Origin of the sequence: Noviherbaspirillum galbum, from assembly GCF_010974945.1 — a bacterium.
Classification (GTDB): Bacteria; Pseudomonadota; Gammaproteobacteria; order Burkholderiales; family Burkholderiaceae_D; genus Noviherbaspirillum; species Noviherbaspirillum galbum.
This window is the reverse complement of the sequence record NZ_JAAIVB010000079.1, coordinates 1-19,410: the sequence shown is the minus strand read 5'-3', so window position 1 is coordinate 19,410 and position 19,410 is coordinate 1. Positions and strand designations below refer to the sequence as shown.

At 61.6% G+C, this 19,410-nt stretch carries 21 protein-coding genes and 1 pseudogene; 5 read left to right on the top strand and 17 right to left on the bottom strand.

Annotated features, from left to right (window positions below; translation table 11 throughout):
- Positions 1–18: 18 nt before the first annotated feature.
- The 7 genes from purH to tyrS form a co-directional block, all read right to left on the bottom strand.
- The gene (gene purH, locus G3574_RS24510) at positions 19–1,584 is read right to left on the bottom strand and encodes a bifunctional phosphoribosylaminoimidazolecarboxamide formyltransferase/IMP cyclohydrolase (RefSeq protein ID WP_163968190.1); all 1,566 of its coding nucleotides are present in this window, start codon (positions 1,582–1,584) and stop codon (positions 19–21) included.
- Positions 1,585–1,705: 121 nt separating this feature from the next.
- Complete coding sequence (locus tag G3574_RS24505; RefSeq protein ID WP_163968189.1) at positions 1,706–1,939, bottom strand: Fis family transcriptional regulator; 234 nt, start codon at positions 1,937–1,939, stop codon at positions 1,706–1,708.
- Positions 1,940–2,008: 69 nt separating this feature from the next.
- Positions 2,009–3,025 carry a tRNA dihydrouridine synthase DusB gene (gene dusB, locus G3574_RS24500; protein WP_163968188.1) on the bottom strand — a complete coding sequence of 339 codons (1,017 nt, stop codon included), beginning with the start codon at positions 3,023–3,025 and terminating at the stop codon, positions 2,009–2,011.
- 94 nt (positions 3,026–3,119) lie between these two features.
- Positions 3,120–3,788, bottom strand: a complete 669-nt coding sequence (locus G3574_RS24495; protein ID WP_163968187.1) for a histidine phosphatase family protein — start codon at positions 3,786–3,788, stop codon at positions 3,120–3,122.
- Positions 3,785–4,450, bottom strand: coding sequence for a YbhB/YbcL family Raf kinase inhibitor-like protein (locus G3574_RS24490; RefSeq protein ID WP_163968186.1), 666 nt, complete (start codon positions 4,448–4,450; stop codon positions 3,785–3,787). Before G3574_RS24490 ends, G3574_RS24495 begins: the two co-directional genes overlap by 4 nt.
- A 64-nt stretch (positions 4,451–4,514) precedes the next feature.
- Positions 4,515–4,964, bottom strand: a complete 450-nt coding sequence (gene dtd / locus G3574_RS24485) for a D-aminoacyl-tRNA deacylase (protein WP_163968185.1) — start codon at positions 4,962–4,964, stop codon at positions 4,515–4,517.
- Positions 4,964–6,226: a tyrosine--tRNA ligase gene (gene tyrS, locus G3574_RS24480; RefSeq protein ID WP_163968184.1), complete on the bottom strand. Its 1,263-nt coding sequence runs from the start codon at positions 6,224–6,226 to the stop codon at positions 4,964–4,966. Before tyrS ends, dtd begins: the two co-directional genes overlap by 1 nt.
- A gap of 364 nt (positions 6,227–6,590) precedes the next feature.
- Here tyrS and G3574_RS24475 point away from each other — a divergent pair, with 364 nt between their 5' ends.
- Positions 6,591–7,958, top strand: a complete 1,368-nt coding sequence (locus G3574_RS24475; protein WP_163968183.1) for a M23 family metallopeptidase — start codon at positions 6,591–6,593, stop codon at positions 7,956–7,958.
- Between the two features lie 116 nt (positions 7,959–8,074).
- Positions 8,075–9,190, top strand: a complete 1,116-nt coding sequence (locus G3574_RS24470) for an anhydro-N-acetylmuramic acid kinase (RefSeq protein WP_163968182.1) — start codon at positions 8,075–8,077, stop codon at positions 9,188–9,190.
- Positions 9,191–9,272: 82 nt separating this feature from the next.
- Here G3574_RS24470 and erpA read toward each other — a convergent pair whose 3' ends face one another.
- The 6 genes from erpA to rplM all read right to left on the bottom strand — a co-directional run bounded on the left by erpA (position 9,273) and on the right by rplM (position 12,890).
- The gene (gene erpA / locus G3574_RS24465; RefSeq protein WP_163968181.1) at positions 9,273–9,623 is read right to left on the bottom strand and encodes an iron-sulfur cluster insertion protein ErpA; all 351 of its coding nucleotides are present in this window, start codon (positions 9,621–9,623) and stop codon (positions 9,273–9,275) included.
- 82 nt (positions 9,624–9,705) lie between these two features.
- Positions 9,706–10,095 (bottom strand): bactofilin family protein, encoded by a 390-nt coding sequence (locus tag G3574_RS24460; protein ID WP_163968180.1) that lies wholly within the window; start codon positions 10,093–10,095, stop codon positions 9,706–9,708.
- Positions 10,096–10,106: 11 nt separating this feature from the next.
- On the bottom strand, positions 10,107–10,865 hold the full coding sequence (locus G3574_RS24455) for a DUF6776 family protein (protein ID WP_235953610.1): 759 nt from the start codon (positions 10,863–10,865) through the stop codon (positions 10,107–10,109).
- Between the two features lie 12 nt (positions 10,866–10,877).
- Positions 10,878–11,921, bottom strand: coding sequence for an N-acetyl-gamma-glutamyl-phosphate reductase (gene argC, locus G3574_RS24450; protein ID WP_163968179.1), 1,044 nt, complete (start codon positions 11,919–11,921; stop codon positions 10,878–10,880).
- Between the two features lie 138 nt (positions 11,922–12,059).
- Positions 12,060–12,452: a 30S ribosomal protein S9 gene (rpsI, locus tag G3574_RS24445; protein WP_163968178.1), complete on the bottom strand. Its 393-nt coding sequence runs from the start codon at positions 12,450–12,452 to the stop codon at positions 12,060–12,062.
- 9 nt (positions 12,453–12,461) lie between these two features.
- On the bottom strand, positions 12,462–12,890 hold the full coding sequence (gene rplM / locus G3574_RS24440; RefSeq protein ID WP_163968177.1) for a 50S ribosomal protein L13: 429 nt from the start codon (positions 12,888–12,890) through the stop codon (positions 12,462–12,464).
- A 330-nt stretch (positions 12,891–13,220) separates the two neighbouring features.
- On the opposite strand from rplM, the gene G3574_RS24435 reads away from it, so the two are divergent.
- Positions 13,221–13,676, top strand: coding sequence for an OsmC family protein (locus G3574_RS24435; protein WP_163968176.1), 456 nt, complete (start codon positions 13,221–13,223; stop codon positions 13,674–13,676).
- A 33-nt stretch (positions 13,677–13,709) separates the two neighbouring features.
- Here the strand turns inward: G3574_RS24435 and coq7 are convergent, their stop codons facing one another.
- Positions 13,710–14,336, bottom strand: a complete 627-nt coding sequence (gene coq7, locus G3574_RS24430) for a 2-polyprenyl-3-methyl-6-methoxy-1,4-benzoquinone monooxygenase (protein ID WP_163968175.1) — start codon at positions 14,334–14,336, stop codon at positions 13,710–13,712.
- Between the two features lie 409 nt (positions 14,337–14,745).
- Here coq7 and G3574_RS24425 point away from each other — a divergent pair, with 409 nt between their 5' ends.
- Both G3574_RS24425 and G3574_RS24420 read left to right on the top strand, forming a co-directional pair.
- The gene (locus G3574_RS24425) at positions 14,746–15,789 is read left to right on the top strand and encodes a porin (protein ID WP_163968174.1); all 1,044 of its coding nucleotides are present in this window, start codon (positions 14,746–14,748) and stop codon (positions 15,787–15,789) included.
- 351 nt (positions 15,790–16,140) lie between these two features.
- Positions 16,141–17,220 carry a porin gene (locus G3574_RS24420; RefSeq protein WP_163968173.1) on the top strand — a complete coding sequence of 360 codons (1,080 nt, stop codon included), beginning with the start codon at positions 16,141–16,143 and terminating at the stop codon, positions 17,218–17,220.
- Positions 17,221–17,315: 95 nt separating this feature from the next.
- Here G3574_RS24420 and G3574_RS24415 read toward each other — a convergent pair whose 3' ends face one another.
- From G3574_RS24415 to G3574_RS28550, 3 genes and pseudogenes are all read right to left on the bottom strand, one after another.
- Positions 17,316–18,113 (bottom strand): DUF3025 domain-containing protein, encoded by a 798-nt coding sequence (locus G3574_RS24415; RefSeq protein ID WP_328804843.1) that lies wholly within the window; start codon positions 18,111–18,113, stop codon positions 17,316–17,318.
- A gap of 3 nt (positions 18,114–18,116) precedes the next feature.
- Entirely contained in the window at positions 18,117–19,196 is a 1,080-nt protein-coding gene (gene pyrC / locus G3574_RS24410) for a dihydroorotase (protein WP_163968172.1), read from the bottom strand.
- Positions 19,197–19,284: 88 nt separating this feature from the next.
- Positions 19,285–19,410 (bottom strand): annotated as a pseudogene (locus G3574_RS28550) (amino acid ABC transporter ATP-binding protein); the annotation flags it as partial.

The following is a 19,410-nucleotide window of genomic DNA, read 5'->3' as shown; positions in this document are numbered from 1 at the left end:
ACGAGCGGGCTGGTGATGTTAGTGACGGAAGTGGCGCGTGCCGGTGAACAGCATGACGACGCCGCGTTCATCCGCAGCGTCGATGACTTCCTGGTCGCGCATCGACCCGCCGGGATGGATGACGCAGCTTGCACCAGCGTCCACCACCACGTCAAGTCCGTCGCGGAACGGGAAGAAGGCATCCGACGCCACGGCGGAGCCCGCCAATGTCAAACCGGCATTTTGCGCCTTGATGGAGGCGATGCGCGCGGAATCGACGCGGCTCATCTGGCCGGCGCCCACGCCCAGCGTCATGCCGTTGGCGCAGAAGACGATGGCGTTGGACTTCACGAACTTGGCGACGCGCCACGCGAACATCAGGTCCTGCATCTGCTGCGGCGTGGGCTGCTTCTTGGTCACGACCTTCAGCTCGGCCACCGCGACGTTCTTCGAATCCGGCGATTGCAGCAGCAGGCCGCCGCCGACGCGCTTGAAGTCGTAGGCATTGACGGCGCTGTCGAGCGGGATTTCCAGGAGGCGCACGTTCTGCTTGGCGGCGAAGACCTGCTTCGCCTCGGCGGTGAACGCGGGCGCGATCAGCACTTCGACGAACTGCTTGGCGACCGCCTCGGCGGCCTTGCCGTCGAGCTCGCGGTTGAAGGCGATGATGCCGCCGAACGCGGAGGTCGGATCGGTCTTGAAGGCCTTGCCGTAGGCATCGAGCGGATCGGCGCCGATCGCCACGCCGCAGGGATTGGCGTGCTTGATGATGACGCAGGCGGTCTCGTCGAAGGTCTTGACGCATTCCCAGGCGGCGTCGGCGTCGGCGATGTTGTTGTAGGAAAGTTCCTTGCCCTGCAGCTGGCGGTAGTTGGCGAGCGAACCGGGCAGCGGCGCGATGTCGCGGTAGAAGGCGGCCGACTGGTGCGGGTTCTCGCCGTAGCGCATTTCCTGCACCTTCTCGAAATGCAGGTTCAGGGTTTGCGGGTAGGCGCTGCGGGTGGTGTGCTGCTTGTCTTCGCCAAGCGAGGTCAGGTAGTTGGTGATGGCGCCGTCGTACTGGGCGGTATGGGCGAAGACCTTGGTGGCGAGCGCGAACTTCGTGGCGTAGCCGACGTCGCCGCCGGACGCGTTCATTTCATCGAGCACGCGGCCATAGTCGGCCGGATCGCAGATCACGACCACGTCCTTGTGGTTCTTGGCGGAGGACCGCAGCATGGTCGGGCCGCCGATGTCGATGTTCTCGATGGCGTCTTCCAGCGAGCACTGCTCCTTGGCGACCGTCTGCTGGAAGGGATACAGGTTGACGACCACCATGTCGATGGTCGGAATGCCGTGCTTCTCCAGGGCGGCGACGTGCTCGGGCAGGTCGCGGCGCGCGAGGATGCCGCCATGGACCTTGGGATGCAGGGTCTTGACGCGCCCGTCCAGCATCTCGGGGAAGCCGGTGTAGTCGGCGACCTCGGTGACCTTCACGCCGTTGTCGGCCAGCAGCTTGGCGGTGCCGCCGGTGGACAGGATGTTGACGCCTTTGGCCGCGAGGGCCTTGGCGAAGTCAAGGACGCCGGTCTTGTCCGACACCGAGATGAGGGCTTGTCTGATCATGATGAATTACCGTCTGAGATGAAAGATAACGGAAATGGCGCGGGCCGCGGAAACGGCCGGCGCCACTTGCGTTATGTCTCATGCGCCGCCCGCCCGCGTCCGCGGGACGGGGCCATGCGCCTCACAGCAGGCCGTGCTGCTGCAGCTTCTTGCGCAGGGTGTTTCGGTTGATGCCCAGCATTTCCGCGGCCAGCGACTGGTTGCCGTCGGCGCGCGCCATCACTGCCTCGAGGACAGGTTTTTCGACCGTGAAGACAACCATCTCGTAGACGTTCGACGGTTGCTGCTCGCCCAGATCACGGAAGTACTTATCGAGGCTCTTCCTGACGACGTCCTGGATATTGTCTTTGCTCATTGCGTATGTCTTGTGGCTTGGTGTCTTGGTATCCCGGGAGGGGCGGCGTGCTTTCCTGCGCTTGGGCGTTCAGGCGGCGAGCCGGTTTTCGGCAAGGCGGTATTGTAACCTTTCGCCAAGCATTGCCTGCTCCTGGAAAAATGCGTCGACCGCCGCCAGCTGCGCCTCGCAGCTTTCGAGCTTGTTCATGCGCTGGCGGAAATCCTCGCCGCCGGCGAGGTCGCGCACATACCAGCCGATGTGCTTGCGCGCGGTGCGCAGGCCCATGAATTCTCCGTAGAAGGCATAGTGGGCCTGCAGGTGTTCGCGCATCAGGACGCGGACCTCGCTCACCATCGGCGCGGGCAGGTGCGTGCCGTGGCGCAGGTAATGATCGATCTCGCGGAAGATCCACGGACGGCCCTGCGCGGCGCGGCCGATCATGACGGCGTCGGCGCCGGTCCTGTCGAGCACGAAGCGGGCTTTCTCGGGCGTGGTGATGTCGCCGTTGGCCACGACGGGAATGCCGACCGCCGCCTTGACGGCGGCGATGGTGTCGTACTCGGCATCGCCGCTGTAGCCGTCGGCTCGGGTGCGTCCGTGCAGGGTCAGCATCGCGATGCCGCTGGCTTCGGCCATGCGGGCGATGGTGAGCGCGTTCTTGTGCTGGCGGTCCCAGCCGGTGCGGAACTTCAGCGTGACCGGCACGTCGACCGCGCCGACCACGGCCTCGAGGATGCGCGCCACCAGCGGCTCGTCCTGCAGCAGCGCCGAGCCGCACCAGCTGTTGCAGACCTTCTTGGCGGGGCAGCCCATGTTGATGTCGATGACCTGCGCGCCGCGGTCGACGTTGAACTTCGCGCAGCCGGCGAGGATCTCGGGGTCGGCGCCGGCGATCTGCACCGCCTTGGGTTCCATCTCGCCGTCGTGGTTGATGCGGCGCGAGGTCTTTTCGCTGGCCCAGAGGCGCGGGTCCGATGCCGCCATTTCGGAGACGGCATAGCCGGCGCCGAGCTGCTTGCAGAGCTGGCGGAAAGGACGGTCCGTCACTCCCGCCATGGGAGCGACGAAGACATTGTTGCGGAGTAGATGGGGACCGATTCGCACGGCAGGACGCTGGCTGAAGGCAAACCGGTATTTTAGCCGGTTCGCCGCGGGATGGGGATGCCGCCGGAACGGCCGGCGGCCGGCCAGGGGATGGTCAGCGGTCCGCCGCGGCGCGGTCGATCTCGTCCAGGGCCAGCGATTCCCCGGCTTCCAGGTGGGCAATGTCTCCCCACTGCACCATTTTCAGCCGGCCCTGCTCGAGCACGAAGCGGTTGATGCTGGCGTTGAGGATGTCGAAATCGCGGGCATGATCGAAACCCAGTCCCTGCGCCGCCCGGTAGGCGCATTCCAGCACCCCGCCGTGCGCCACCAGGGCGATGCGCCGGTACGGCTTTGCCGTCGCGATGCGCACGATGGCATCGACGGTGCGCCCGGAAAACTCGCGCAGGGTCTCGGCGACATGCACGCCCTCCGGGAAACGGTAATCGATTTCCCGCGCCTGCCAGGCGCGATAGGCCTCGGGATAGCGCGCGCCGATGTCGGCATACAGCATGCCTTCGAAGGCGCCGTAGCAGCGCTCGCGCAGGCCACGGTCGACCTGCACCGGCATGCCGCGCGGCAACGCCACCGCCTGCGCGGTCTGGTAGGCGCGGTGCAGGTCGCTGGAAAAGATGGCGTCCAGCGGTTCGTCGCGCAGCACCTGGCCCAGCAGCGCCGCCTGGCGCAGGCCTTCCTCGCTGAGGGGGATGTCGAGGTGGCCTTGCAGCCGGCGGATGGCGTTCCAGGCGGTTTCGCCGTGGCGGATCAGGAGGATTTCAGTCAATCGGGAGCCTGTGTTTTCGATGCGCTGTTGCCAACGACGTTGGGGTTCAGGGTATAGGTGCCGGTGATGGCGGCCTCGGCCAGCACGTGGCCGCGTACGGCGTCGCGCACCTGCTGGCCTGTGAACTGGCCGTCGACCGGCAGGCGGTCCACGTCCAGCGCGTAGAGCGTGAAGACATAGTGATGCACGATGGAATCATTCCAGGGCGGGCAGGGACCGTCGTAGCCGAAGTAATTGCCGGACATGTCCTTGTCGCCGGCGAACCAGCCGGTGTAGTCGTTGAGGCCGTGGCGCCCCGGGCCGCCAGCGCCGATGTCCGGCCCGCCCTTGCCGCGCGCGGTGATGCCGTTGCTGTACTGCCCGGGAGTGATCTGCGCCAGCGATGGCGGCAGGTCGACCAGGGTCCAGTGGAAGAAATCGACGCGCGGCAGGTCGGCGGGCACCGCCTTGCCTTCCTGGTTGACGTCATCGCCGCGCGAGGGCACGTCGTAGTCATGGCAGACCAGGGCGAGGGACTTCGTGCCGGCCGGCACGTCGCTCCACGCGAGGTGCGGATTGCGGTTCGAGGACATCGCCACGTGCGACACGGGATCCATCACGCAGAAGGCGAACTCGCCGGGGATCGCGCTGCCATCCTTGAAGGAATCACTCCAGAGCTTCATTGTTGTTTCTCCTGATGAGCGGGGTTGGACAAGATCAATCGCAAGGAGGTATTGTCCGGCATCTTCAGGCCGGCGGCTTGACCTGCAGCCAGAAAGTCACCGGCCCGTCGTTGGTCAGCGAGACCTGCATGTGCGCGCCGAAGCGCCCGGTCTCTACCCGCGCATGCCGCTGGCGGGCCTGCGCAACGAAGTAGTCGAAGAGGCGCTGCCCGTCCGCAGGCGCGGCGGCCGGGGTAAAGGACGGGCGCGTGCCCGAGCGCGTGTCGGCTGCCAGCGTGAACTGGGGAACCAGCAGCAATCCGCCCTGCACGTCGGCCACGCTGCGGTTCATCTTGCCGGCGTCGTCGGCGAACACCCGGTAGCTCAGCAGCTTGCCCAGCAGGGCGTCGGCTTCTTTTTCCGAATCGCCCCGCTCTGCGCACAGCAGCACCATCAGGCCGGCGCCGATGGCACCCACGGTTTCGCCATCGACCACGACGTCGGCGCGCGCGGCCCGTTGCAGCAGGCTGATCATCAGCTCAGCGTGACGCGGGCGAACTTGCGCTTGCCGACCTGCACCACGAAGGTGCCCGCCTCGACCTTGAGCGCCTTGTCGCTCACCGCCGCGCCGTCGATGCGCACGCCGCCCTGCTCCACCATGCGCAGCGCCTCGGACGTGGACGGACACAGATTGGCCTGCTTGAGCAGCTGGCCGATGCCCAGAGGCGCACCGCCCAGGCTGACTTCGGGGATGTCGTCGGGAATGCCGCCCCGTGCGCGGTTGTTGAAGTCGGCGAGCGCTTCCTCGGCCGCGCTTGCCGAATGGAAGCGGGTAACGATCTCCTGCGCCAGCAGAACCTTGATGTCGCGCGGATTGCGGCCCTCTTCCACTTCGCGCTTGAAGCCATTGATTTCCGCCATGGAACGGAAGGACAGCAACTCGTAGTAGCGCCACATCATGACGTCGGAGATGCTCATCAGCTTGCCGAACATGGTGTTGGGCGGCTCGGTAATGCCGACGTAGTTGTTCTTGGACTTGGACATCTTTTCCACGCCGTCCAGGCCTTCCAGCAGCGGCATGGTCAGGATGCATTGCGGTTCCTGGCCGTAGTCCTTCTGCAGTTCGCGTCCCACCAGCAAGTTGAATTTCTGATCGGTGCCGCCAAGCTCAAGATCGGACTTGAGCGCCACGGAATCGTAGCCCTGCATCAACGGATACAGCAGTTCGTGCACCGAGATCGGCGTGCCGGCCTTGAAGCGCTTTGTAAAGTCTTCACGCTCGAGGATGCGCGCGACGGTATATTTTGCAGACAGCTGGATCATGCCGCGCGCGCCCAGCGGGTCGGACCACTCGGAGTTGTAGCGGATTTCGGTGCGCTGCGGGTCGAGCACCAGGCTGGCCTGCGCGAAGTAGGTTTTCGCGTTTTCCTCAATCTGCTCGCGGGTGAGCGGCGGACGGGTAATGTTGCGGCCGGACGGATCGCCGATCATGGACGTGAAGTCGCCGATCAGAAAGATGACGTTGTGGCCCAGATCTTGCAATTGCCGCATCTTGTTGAGCACGACGGTATGGCCGAGATGCAGGTCGGGCGCCGTCGGATCCAGCCCCAACTTGATGCGCAGCGGCGTTCCGGTCTTTTCCGAGCGCGCCAGCTTTTGCGCGAATTCCGATTCGATGAGCAATTCATCGACGCCGCGCTTCGCGACGGCGAGCGCTTCCCGGACCGCGTCCGACAGCGGCAAGGCCGTTGCGGACGGCGGCGTATTGTTGTTTTGCAATGACTGGGAGAGGTCCATGTCGTGAGAAAAATTAAAGTCCATCAATGATTTTTGACTACCATCGTTTTGGTATAATCGCTGCTTATTTTTTCAAGCTTGCAGCGCAGAAACGACAGCAACTTGGAAAGTGAAGCGCTTGCAGGCAGTTTCGAGCAACCTTCCACATCAGCGCGAACGGCATGCGCAGGCGGACGAGGCCAGGCTTCCCGCACCATGCCGCTTGCGCCGGTCTGCTGGCTGGCCCCTCGCCTCGAATCCGCCGCATCATGGCAAGCTTCCCGGTGTTGCCGAAACAGGCTTCCGGCGCGCGAACGGCAATCGTTCCCCGGAGGTTGCGCTTTCGGCAGCGGTGCCGCAAAAACAGCAGATTTTAACTTATTGCATGCTCTCCACAGACAAAAACCTTCGCCTGAGCTCGAGCAGCAACACGACAGCCGGATCGTCCCGCAAGCGGCGCATCATCGCGGCATCGGCAATTTTCCTGGCGATCTGCGCCTTCGGCGCGGCCGGCGTGGTGCCCATGGCGCCCGACGCATCCGACCTGCCGGTCAAGTCCATCGTCCACGAGCTGGAGATCCCCAGCCTCTCCGAACAGGTCGCCGCCCTCCAGGCCGATGAGCAAACCTTCCTGCGCGAAGAACGCGTCCGGCCAGGCGACTCCCTGGCCACCCTGCTCTCCCGTCTCGGCGTGCGGGATGACGAGGCGGCCAGCTTCATCAAGTCCGACCGCGTCGCCAACAACGTCATGCAGCTCAAGCCCGGCCGGGCCGTCCAGGCGCAGACCGGCCGTGACGGCAAGCTCCAGCGGCTGCTCGCCACGGTAGCCGACAGCACCGGCGCTCCCGTCAAGAACATCGTGGTGGCGCGCAACGGCAACCAGCTCAGCGCCAGCGAAGGCGCGGCCAAGCTGGAGCGTCGCATTGAGATGCATTCCGGCGAAATCCGTTCCTCCCTGTTCGCCGCCACCGACGCCTCCCAGATTCCCGACAGCGTGGCGATGCAGATCGTCGACATGTTCTCCACGAACATCGACTTCGCGTCCGACCTGCGCCGCGGCGACCGTTTCAATGTCGTCTATGAAACCTTCTGGCAGAACGGCGAATTCGTGCGCGGCGGCCGGGTGCTCGCCGGCGAATTCATCAACGGCAACAACGTCTACCAGTCCGTCTGGTTCGACGAGCCGGGCACGAAGCAGGGCGGCGGCTACTACAGCCTGGATGGCAAGTCCCTCAAGAAGGCGTTCCTGAAATCGCCCCTGGAATTCTCCCGTATCTCTTCCGGCTTCTCGATGCGCATGCATCCCATCTCCGGCCAGTGGAAACAGCATCAGGGCGTCGATTTCGCGGCGCCGATCGGCACGCCGATCCGGGCGGCGGGCGACGGCGTGGTCGACTTCGTCGGCGGACAGAATGGTTACGGCAACGTCGTCATCATCAAGCACTGGAACAATTATTCGACGGTATATGCGCACATGAGCCGGTTTGCCAATACCGTGCGCAAGGGCAGCAAGGTGAACCAGGGCGACCTGATCGGCTACGTCGGCATGACGGGTTGGTCCACCGGCCCGCACCTACACTACGAATTCCGTGTCAACAACCAGCCCCATGATCCCATGGCCATTTCCGTCCCCAACCAGCAACCGCTCGCGGGCGCGGACCTGGACCGCTTCCGCAAGGTGGCCGGCGACATGAAGCATCGCTTTGCCTTGCTGAACGCGCGCGACAACAATATCAAGCTGGCTTCCCGCTGAGCCTTCTTTCCGGCGGGGCGGCCGAAGTGTCGCTTCCACGCCGCCAGCCTCGGCTGGCGCGCGACGAACCGTTCGGGCGCAGGTAGAATTTCAGACCTCGCCCCAACGGTTTTTTCATGTCTGCTTCCTCTCTCTTCATCGGACTGATGTCCGGCACCAGCCTGGACGGCGTGGATGGCGTGCTTGCGCACATCGACGCCGGCGACATCCGGACGCTTGGCGCCGCCTACCTGCCGTTTTCCGACGGCTTGCGCGCGGACCTGATGGCCCTGCAGCAGCCGGGCGAAAATGAAATCCATCGCGAAGCGCTTGCCGCCAACGCCCTGGCGCTCCGTTATGCGCAATGCGTTGGCGACCTGCTAGTCAGCACCGGCAGGACAGCGGCGGATATCCGCGCGATCGGCGCGCATGGGCAAACCATCCGGCACCGCCCCGAACTCGGCTACACCCGGCAGACCGGCAATCCGGCCCTGCTCGCCGAGCTGGCAGGAATCGATGTGGTGGCCGATTTTCGAAGCCGCGACATAGCAGGCGGCGGCCAGGGCGCACCCTTGGTGCCAGCCTTCCATCAGGCCGTATTCAGCGATCCCGGCGAATGCCGGGTCGTCGCCAACATAGGCGGCATCAGCAATATCAGCGTGCTCGATCCCAAGGGACCGGTGACGGGTTTCGACACCGGCCCCGGCAACCTGCTCATGGATGGCTGGATTGCGCGGCACCTTGGCAATGCGTATGACGCGGCAGGCGCATGGGCGGCGAGCGGCCAGGAAATCCCGGCCCTGCTGCAGCGCCTGTGCGAGGAACCCTACCTTGGCTTGCCGCCGCCGAAAAGCACCGGGCGCGATCTTTTTCACCTCGAATGGCTGGATGCGCGCCTGGCCGGCTTGTCCGCGGCGCGGCCGGAAGATGTGCAGGCGACGCTGGCGGCGTTCACCGCCCTGACTCTTGCGCGGGACATCGCCCATCATGCGGCTTCGGCGAAACGCGTGTTCGTCTGCGGCGGCGGTGCCTGCAACACTCACCTGATGCAGCGACTTCAACAGCGGTTGCATGAATGCGGACAAACGGCCACGGTGCAGTCTACCGACGCGCTGGGCGTATCACCCAATCATGTAGAAGGGCTTGCCTTCGCCTGGCTGGCCTACCGGCAGGTGAACCGCTTGCCCGGCAACCTGGCTTCCGTCACCGGCGCGGCCGGCGCGCGTGTCTTGGGCGCCTTGTATCCTGCGTGATCGCCGTTGTCCCGGATACAAAACCCGGGACGAAAAAAAACGCAGGTCGGAACCTGCGTTTTGTAGCGCGTGATTGGAAGAATCAGGCGGAGAAGGAAGAACCGCAGCCGCACGTGGTGGTGGCGTTCGGGTTCTTGATGACGAATTGCGCGCCTTCCAGATCATCCTTGTAATCGATTTCCGCGCCAACCAGGTACTGGTAGCTCATGGAGTCGATCAGCAGCTGGACACCATTCTTGGTCATGGTGGTGTCGTCTTCGTTGACGATTTCATCGAAGGTAAAACCGTACTGGAATCCGGAGCAACCGCCGCCCTGGACGAAAACACGAAGTTTCAGGTCGGGATTGCCTTCTTCAGCAATCAATTGCGCAACTTTATCCGCTGCACTGTCGGTGAAGACGATCGGCGCGGGCATTTCGGTGACGGCGTTCATTCAGGGCTCCTGCAAAGCAAACATGCATCGATTATATACGTTTAGACGAGATGCCGTGTTCCGGAATCGTCACTGTCGGGAATCAGCCACCCGACATGGCAAGTTTCAGCACCGGCTCGCCAATCTGGTCGTGCGTCAGTTTTCCCGACACGAGGGCGCCGCCATGCATTTCCAGCGCCTTGTAGTACACATCTCCAGTTATGCGTGCTTTCGGCTGTAATTCAAGGAGCTCGGAAGAATGTACCGGGCCGATGATTTCGCCATTGACCACGAGATGGGCAACGCGCACCTCGCCTTCGATCCTGGCGTGTTCGGAAATGACCAGCATGCTGGGCTCCTCCGGATCGGCGATGACGTTTCCCTTGATGCTCCCGTCGAGCCGCAGGCCGCCCTTGAAATGCACGTCGCCGACGATGCTCGTGGAAATGCCGATAAGACTGTCAATCGTTCCTTTGTTCTTGCGGCCTAGCATGATGTGCTCCCTTACAAATTCGCGGATTGCTGCGCCTTCAACTGCCCTTTGTCGAGGACCCTGGCTTGAACGGCCTTGACGCTCGTGCCTTCCGGCAGCCTCAGCACGCCTTCCACGCGCTGGTAATGACGGAAATTCAGCTTGAATTTCTCCTGCTCTACCGCCGTCGCGTCAGGGAAATTGATCAATGAACTCTTTCCCCCTTGCCAGGCAGTCACGGTCAATTGCAGATTGCCCTTGAAATCCTGGTCGCCTTTTCCGCCTTGCATGATCAACAAGCGATAACGCAACTGGTTTGGCGCAACCGGATCGATCTTCAAGCGACGGATCGCGATGCCTTGCGCGCCGGCGGCATTCGGAAGAAGGCTTTCAAAGAAAGCCAGGTCCTCCTTCAGCCGCATGTTGTCCGCCTCGAGTTGCTTCACTTGGGCGGCCAGTTGCCGCTGCGCGGCGCGTTCCATGTTGAGCTGGCTTTCAGCGGCATTCACGGTGCTGTTGAAGCGGTCCCGCTCTGCGGTCAGCTTGCCGATCTGCCCCTCGTACGCCGCCAATTGCTCTTTGGAATTATGCGTCTGTCCGCCGGACATGCCATGAGCAAAGTCATAAAACCACATCAGCCCCGCGCCGATTGCAACAAAAGCGAGACACTGCGCGACGCGCATTGGCCATGAAACGATTGCCTTGATGGCAAGCTTCGGGGCGGACTCGATGCGCCGCCGACGCCAGCGCTGCAACCTCCCCGCGTTCACGGAAGACTCGGGACGAGACATGTCCGAAAAGGCTTATGGCAGCACGGGCACGTGCATCAAACCGGCCGACTCTTCCAGTCCGAACATGATGTTCATGCACTGGACGCCTTGCCCGGCCGCGCCTTTCACCAAGTTGTCTTCCACGACCAGAATCACCAGCAGGTCGCCGCCGCCGGGACGATGGACCGCAATTCGCAGCTTGTTCGAGGCACGTACCGAGCGCGTCTCGGGATGGCTTCCGGGCGGCATCACATCCACGAAGCGCTCGCCTTCGTAGTGCTTCTCATACAGGGCCTGGAAATCGGTGTCGCGCGCTTCCGGGAGGATGTGCGCGTACAGGGTGGAGTGGATACCGCGGATCATGGGAACGAGGTGCGGCACGAAGGTCAGGCCGATGCGGCGCCCGGCGATGGCTTCGAGGCCCTGGGTAGTTTCGGGCAGGTGCCTGTGTCCCTTGACGCCATACGCCTTGAAATTGTCCGAGGCTTCCGCGAGCAGGGTATGGACCTCCGCCTTTCTTCCCGCACCTGAAACGCCGGACTTGCAGTCAGCGATCAACATCGCTTCGTTGACCAGTGCCTTGCCTTGGGCCAACAGCGGGGCATATCCCAACTGCATCGAGGTAGGATAGCAACCGGGCAGTCCGATGATACGGGCTTTCGCGATGGCGTCGCGATTCACCTCGGCCAATCCGTAGACGGCTTCCTCCAGGATGTCCGGGCAGGAGTGCGGCATTCCATACCATTTCTCGAAGACGGCGGTATCTTTCAGGCGGAAGTCCGCGGCGAGGTCGATTACCTTGACGCCGGCCGCGAGCAGTTCGCGCGCCTGCGCCATGGCCACCCCGTGAGGCGTGGCAAAGAACACCACGTCGCACTCCGTCAACCTCGCCTTTTCCGGTGCCGAAAACGCTAGGGAAACCACGCCGCGCAGCGAAGGGAACATGTCGGCAACGGGCATGCCATCTTCCTTGCGGGAAGTGATTGCGGTCAGCTCAACGTTGGGATGCGCGGCAAGCAACCGCAGCAGCTCGACGCCCGTGTACCCCGTTCCACCTACGATACCAACCTTGATCATGTCTTGTCCTTGCTAAAAGCTTGAATGCCAAACCGGCATTGTAGCAGTCCGCCTCACCAGCCCCGGAGCGGCCTGCCGCAAAAGAAAAAAGCCGCCAGGCGCGAACCTGGCGGCTTTTCGGTGTTCTGAAAACGCAGATTAGCGCTTGGAGAACTGCTTGGCGCGGCGTGCTTTGCGCAGGCCGACCTTCTTACGTTCGACTTCACGTGCATCACGGGTCACGAAGCCTGCCTTGGACAGTTCGGACTTCAGGCCTGCATCGTAGTCGATCAGCGCACGGGTGATGCCGTGACGGACCGCGCCTGCCTGGCCGGACTCACCGCCGCCGTGGACGTTCACCAGAATGTCGAAGCGCTCGACATTGCCGGTCAGTTCCAGCGGCTGACGAATGACCATCAGACCCGTTTCACGGGAAAAGTATTCCGCTGCGGGCTTGCCATTTACGACGATGTTGCCCGTACCGGCCTTGATGAATACACGAGCCACTGCACTCTTGCGACGGCCGGTTCCGTAGTTGTAGTTACCGATCATGTCCGTTCCTTAAAACGTGAGTGGCTTGGGTTGCTGAGCAGAATGCGGGTGCGTGCCATCTGCGTACACCTTCAGCTTCTTGATCATGGCGTAGCCGAGCGGACCCTTGGGCAACATGCCCTTGACCGCCTTTTCCAGCGCGCGGCCCGGATGCTCTTGCTGCATCTTGCGGAAATTCGTTTCGTAGATACCGCCCGGGTAGGTGGAGTGGCGGTAGTACTTCTTGTTCAGGTCCTTGTTGCCGGTCACGCGCAGCTTGCCTGCGTTGACGACGACGATGAAGTCGCCCGTATCGACGTGGGGAGTGAACTCGGGTTTGTGCTTGCCGCGCAGTCGGCGTGCCACTTCGCTGGCAACACGTCCGAGGACCATGTCCGTTGCGTCAATCACGAACCACTCGCGCGTCACCTCTTGAGGTTTTGCGGAAAAGGTTTTCATGATGGATCTTCCTAGATGATTGAAAAGCGCTCAAATGTGGCGGTTCGGCTGCGGGGTTGCCCCCATTGCTGCAGCAGACGCATCCTTGTTGTTTCTTCCTGAGCGGACGGAAAGCCTGAAAGTATAGCGTTTTCAAAGACTTGGCGTCAAACGATATCTTCGGAGACGTCACGGGAGCAATTTGCCAAGCCAATCCAAGACAGATGTTCACCGCCCCCGGCCTCACTGAGCCCCCCCTCGCGCCGGTCCCGCCCGCCCCGGGGACGCGCCTGCAATCCAAGTTAAAATGCCGATTCGTCAATCCACCAACTTTTCAAGGATTCAACCGTCATGGAATGCACTGTTCGCTGGGCCGGCTCGTCGGGAATGACATTTATCGCGGAGACAGGATCCGGCCATATCGTCACCATGGATGGCGCACCTGAGGGCGGCGGAAGGAATCTCGCGCCGCGTCCGATGGAGGTGGTTCTTGCCGGAACCGGTGGCTGCACGGCCTACGACGTCGTCCTCATCCTGCGCAAGAGCCAGCAGGATGTGCGTGGATGCGATGTCACGCTTCGTTCCGAGCGCGCTGAAAAGGATCCCAAGGTATTCACCAAGATCCATTTCCATTTCACCGTCACCGGACGGAACCTCAAACCCAATCTCGTGGAGCGGGCGATCAAGCTGTCCCACGAAAAGTATTGCTCTGCCTCGATCATGCTGGAGAAGACCGCGGAGCTCACGCACTCGTTTGAAATTATTGACGACGCAGTCACTGCATCCGCCACGTCAGCCAACGCTTGAAACGATTCCGGGTCAGTCCGGTCCGCGACGGCGTCAGATGTAATACGCTGTCGCCGTCATGATCTTCGCCATTCCCCGCATCGCCGTCCGGACGAGGGCCGGCGTTTCGGAAGCGCCCATCGATTTTGCCGCTTCGCCATGGGCAATCTCATCGAGGCGCATCTGTTCGACGATCGCGCGCGACTTGTTGTCCGCCGCCGGCAAAGTTTCAAGGTGGCCGGCAAGATGGGCTTCGACCTGGCGTTCCGTCTCCACCACGAAGCCCAGGCTGTGCGCGTCTCCCAGCTTGGCGGCCACGGAACCAAGGACGTAGGCGCCGGCATACCACAACGGATTCAGCAGGCTGGGTCTCGAGCCCAGCTCCCTCAACCGTTCTGCCGTCCACGCCAAGTGATCCTCCTCCTCCTTGCCCGCCTCGCGAAACTGGATGCGGGCGGCCGGCGCCTGCGCAAAGCGGCTTTGCGATTCGTACAAGGCCTGCGCGCATACCTCACCCACGTGATTCACCCGCATCAATCCTGCGCTGTGCGCTCGCTCGCTCGGGGACAGCATGCCATCCGGGAGTTCAATGGATGGGTTAGGCCGCGCTGCAGCGGACAAGCCCGCAATCACGCGAAGCTTGCGGTCAAAGTTTGAAATCAGTGAGTCGATGGAGAGCATGTCGGCTTTTACTTGTTACGAAGGCAAGGCAATCCAGGCTTGGCAAGCAACATGCCTGCGGTGATTGGTGGAAATCTTCACTCCAGATGCGAGGAGATCGCTTTATTTAGCGCAACTTTTCCTTATCCAGCTACCGGCTCTTGGTTTTAATCACGCCCTATACGTGAGCCCGGCAGATTTTCCCGCACCCTGAGCCAAGGCAACTTTGTTGTTCACAAACTACATAAATGGTGGCTAAGTGACAAAAATACCAAATACTCTTTGCCCAAACGCGGCACTTTTGATGAAATCCGAATTAGCTTCTTAACCAACTTTGTTCAGAAGTCTCGGCAGGGACGTTACCACTAGTGGCCTTGCTGAAAAGTGACCAAAAAAAATTTTAGCACGCCAACCCTTGGAGATTTATTCGATGAAAAAATCGCTTCTCGCACTGGCAGTTCTGGGTGCATTCGCAGGTGTCGCGCAAGCGCAAACCGCGGTTCAGATTTACGGCTCCTTCGACGGCGGCCTCCGTCAGACGACGAACGTTGACGCAGCCGGCAACAGCCGCCTGTCCATGGGTTCGACCGGAACCTACAACTCCAACCGTATCGGTTTCAAAGGCGTGGAAGACCTGGGCGGTGGCATGAACGGCCACTTCACCCTGGAAACCGGCTTCAACACCGGCACCGGCGCGCTGAACAACGCAACCAACCAGCTGTTCGAGCGTACCGCAGCAGTCGGCCTGGGCTTCGGCGCCAACTCCCTGGACCTCGGCCGCCAGTACACGGTCGCGTTTAAGACGATCGCCGCTTACGATCCGTTCAGCTACAAGTACCCCGGCATCGCCCTGGCAGTTCCGGCAACCGCTGGCACCCGCTACAACAACGACATCCAGTACACCGGCACCTTTGGCCCGGTTACCGCACGTGCTGAATACGCCCTCGGTGAAGTTGCTGGCGACCGTACCGCCGGTTCCAACCGCGCAATCGGCGTGAACTATGCTAATGGCCCGCTGGCCCTCGGCGGCGCATACACCCAGCGCTTTGGCGATGCACCGACCGACTTCCGCACCAAGCACTGGACCGTCGGCGGCGCATACAAGTTCGGCCCGGCACGCCTGGCCGTCGGTTACGCCGATCAGAAGGCTGAAACCGCTGCTGGCATCGACACCACGAACAAGTGGTACTGGGTTGGCCTGAACTACGCCATCTCCCCGGCTGTGGAAATCACCCCGGCCTTCTACCGCCAGAAGCAAGGTGGCGGCACCGGCGCATCCGGCGCGGCAACGTCGCTCGAAGGCAAGAAAGATCTGTACATGTTGTCCGTGACCTACGCTTTCTCCAAGCGCACGAACTTCTACGCACTGATCGACCAGTCCCGTCTGGACAACGCCCTGCGTGTCGGTGGCAACGCTGCTGCAAACCAAGACCGACAGCGTGACATCGCTGTCGGTATCAACCACCTGTTCTAACCTCGGTTGAAACGGTCGATCATCGACTGTGCATCTGTAGCAAAAAAGGCCCGCTTCGCGGGCCTTTTTTCTTTGATTTCGTAATTTAGCCCAACCTTTTATAAGGCCCGGATTTGCACCAAATTGGTGCGAAATTGCCGTTTCCGCACGTAAACTCGTTGTGGGCGAACCACATTTTTCGAAAACGTCCGCCTAAAACGCAAAATCCGTTTGTTCTCTGCAGCGGAATTTGATGAAATACCCCTCATCTTCTTGATCAAATGATTAGGGAGTACAGGCTAAGGCTTCTCGATAAGTCTAGCCAAAAGCAATCAAAATAATTTAGCTCGATAACCTTTGGGGATTTATTCAATGAAAAAATCGCTTCTCGCGCTCGCAGTGTTCGGCGCATTCGCAGGCGCTGCCTCTGCGCAATCGAACGTTACCATCTACGGCGTGGTTGATGCCGGCATCACCTACGAGAGCCGCGGCGCTGTTCCCGCTGGCCAAACCGGTGATTCCGCATGGAAGCTGGCAACCGGCGTTCAGTCCGGTAACCGTATCGGCTTCAAGGGCACCGAAGATCTGGGCAGCGGCCTCAAGGCCAACTTCCAGTTGGAAAACGGCTTCAATGGTGACACCGGCACGATCCGTCAAGGCGGCGCGCTGTTCGGCCGTCAAGCTTGGGTCGGTCTGAGCGGCGGCTTCGGCTCCGTCAGCCTGGGTCGTCAATACGATCCGCTGTTTATCGGCCTGGATTCCATCGATCCGTTCGGCACCGGCCTGACCGGCGCTTCCACGAACCTGATGGCTGGTGGTACCGCTGGCGCATCCGCCGCTGCTCAATCCGGCGACGTTCGCATCAACAACTCCATCGTCTACAGCACCAACAACCTGGGCGGCTTCACTGGTAACCTGGCTTACGGTCTGGGCGAAGTTCCGGGCGCAAATTCCGCTGGCCGCACCTACGCTCTGTCGGGTAACTACGCAAACGGCCCGATCAATGCCGTTCTGGCCTACAGCAACAACAACAATGGTACGGCTGCTGCTCCCGCAGTGACCAACACCACCAAGGTTTGGCTGCTGGGCGGTACGTATGACTTCGGTGTTGCGAAAGCTCACCTGGCATACGAAACCGAAAAGAACGACGTTGGCCTGAACTATCGCGACTGGCTGCTCGGCGTTTCCGCTCCGCTGGGTCAAGGCACCGTGATGGCTTCCTACATCAACAAGAACGACCGCTCCGCCGCTGGCAATGCTGGCGCCAAGCAGTACGCTCTGGGCTACACCTACGCTCTGTCGAAGCGCACCAACCTGTACACGTCGTACTCCCGCGTGAACAACGACGGCGCAGCAGCATTCTTCGCTGGCGACGCATCGAGCGGCGGCCTGGCTCCTGCAGCAGGCAGCAACTCCAACGCATTCACCGTTGGCGTTCGTCACAAGTTCTAATTCTTGGCAGGCGAAAGCCTGCTGAAATTGAACAAAAAGGCACCTTCGGGTGCCTTTTTCTTTTTCATGCGCTGATTGGAACGATGGGCAGCCAGTTACGGCTTGATGCGCTGCGGGCGGAAAACCAGGTCATCCTCATAGAATGACGCATCTTGCGCTGGCCACCATCCTGGCAGTCCCGCGACCGGAAGCGGCAGGAAATGGCGTGTGGTCAATGACTCGTTCAGCATCGACGCCGCAGCGCGATCAATTCGCGCGATCTGCGAGGCGGACTCTTCTCCGAAAAAAGAATCTTCAACCAGGATCGGCCAGGCGTGTGCGGTGATGGCCTTGAACGGCGTGACGAGCTTTTCCATCAACGCATGGCCAAACAGTAGAACCGACCATTCGGTGCCGAACGTACTCCTGCGTTTCAGGAAGGCATCAGTCCACGCATGGCGTCTTAGATCATCCACCAGCGACGCGTCCGATGTGACGAGGAGAGCCGCGTTTTCATCGAAGATGGTAGCCGCATCCCTCAACGTTCCGCGCGCCCCTTTCTCCGCCTGCCTGTGATGTATGTACCAGGCTTGCAGTGCGTTCAGCCGTGCTTTCGTTCGCGGGAGATGCAACCAGACTAGGGCATTGAAGAAGTCATGCAGGTTTTCCCTGGTCGGCACCTTGCCGGAGTGCGCGATGTACGCTTCGTAAGCGGTCCCGAATGGCAAGCACTCTTGGGGGACGAATGCGATGGGATGCCCCGTCTCCGTCTGCAAACATGCATCTTCGGCGTGTCGATTCAAGGCGACACGCCAGTCTGGCGAAGCACAAAGCCGCTTCCCAAGAGAAGCAAAGGGCTGCAGCCAGGGTGCCTGCCAATCGATCCGTTCGCCGAATGAAAGGCCTTCGCCCACTGCTCAGGCCATTTTCCAACGCAGATCGTCGCCGCCATTCAATGGAACGAGAACGGTATCGCCAAACGGAATTTCGGCAGGCAGGGTCCAGGATTCCCGGACGAGGGTGATCGTGTCCTGGTTTCTCGGCAGGCCGTAGAATGCCGGACCGTGGACACTGGCAAAGCCCTCGAGCCGATCCAAGGCCCCAGCATCTTCGAATGCCTGCGTATAGAGTTCCATGGCATGCAAGGCGGTATAGCACCCGGCGCATCCGCAGGCGTGTTCCTTGAGGCCCTGAGGATGGGGCGCGGAATCGGTACCCAGGAAAAATCGTTCGCTTCCCGAGACAGCGGCCCGCACCAAGGCTTGGCGATGCTCTTCGCGCTTGAGGACGGGTAGGCAGTAGAAATGGGGACGGATGCCGCCCTTGAAGATTTCGTTGCGGTTGTAGAGCAGGTGATGCGCCGTGATTGTCGCCGCGGTCGGACCGGATGCCTCCTGCACGTAATCCGCTGCCTGCTTGGTCGTGATGTGTTCGAACACCACCTTGAGTTCCGGCATGTCGCGGCGGAGAGGCTGCATGACCCGATCGATGAAAACGGCTTCGCGGTCGAAGATGTCGACGGCGGGATCGGTCACTTCGCCATGCACGAGCAGCGGCATGCCGACTTCCTGCATCACCTCCAACGTCCTAGTGCAGTTCGCCAGCGACGTGACGCCCGCATCCGAGTTCGTGGTGGCGCCGGCAGGATAGAGCTTGACCGCGTGAACGAACCCGCTGTCCCGCGCGCGGCGAATTTCATCGGGTGGCGTATTGTTCGTGAGATACAGGGTCATCAACGGCTCGAATGCCATGCCATCTGGCAATGCCGCCAGGATTCTGTTCCGGTACGCGGCCGCCTGTTCGGTCGTCGTGACCGGCGGCTTGAGGTTCGGCATCACGATGGCGCGCTTGAATTGGCGCGCGCTGTGAGGCAGCACGCTCGCCATGGCGAGACCATCACGCAAATGAAGGTGCCAGTCGTCAGGGCGGGTGATCGTAATCCTGGCGGGGGAAGATGAGGGGTTGGAAGCGGGGGAAGTCAGAGTGGAAGTAGACATGGCGGCTCTCGAGACAGACAGCCGCTATTCTAACCGCTCGCGAATCCCGTGCGGGCCGTAGCCGGCCCGCCGAAGTACGCGAAGGTTTTCAGTGAATGATCTTGGCCAGGAAGTCGCGGGCGCGTTCCGAGCGCGGCGCGCCGAAGAACTCCTCCTTGCTGCAGTCCTCCACGATCTGCCCCCGGTCCATGAACACGATCCGGTTCGCCACCCG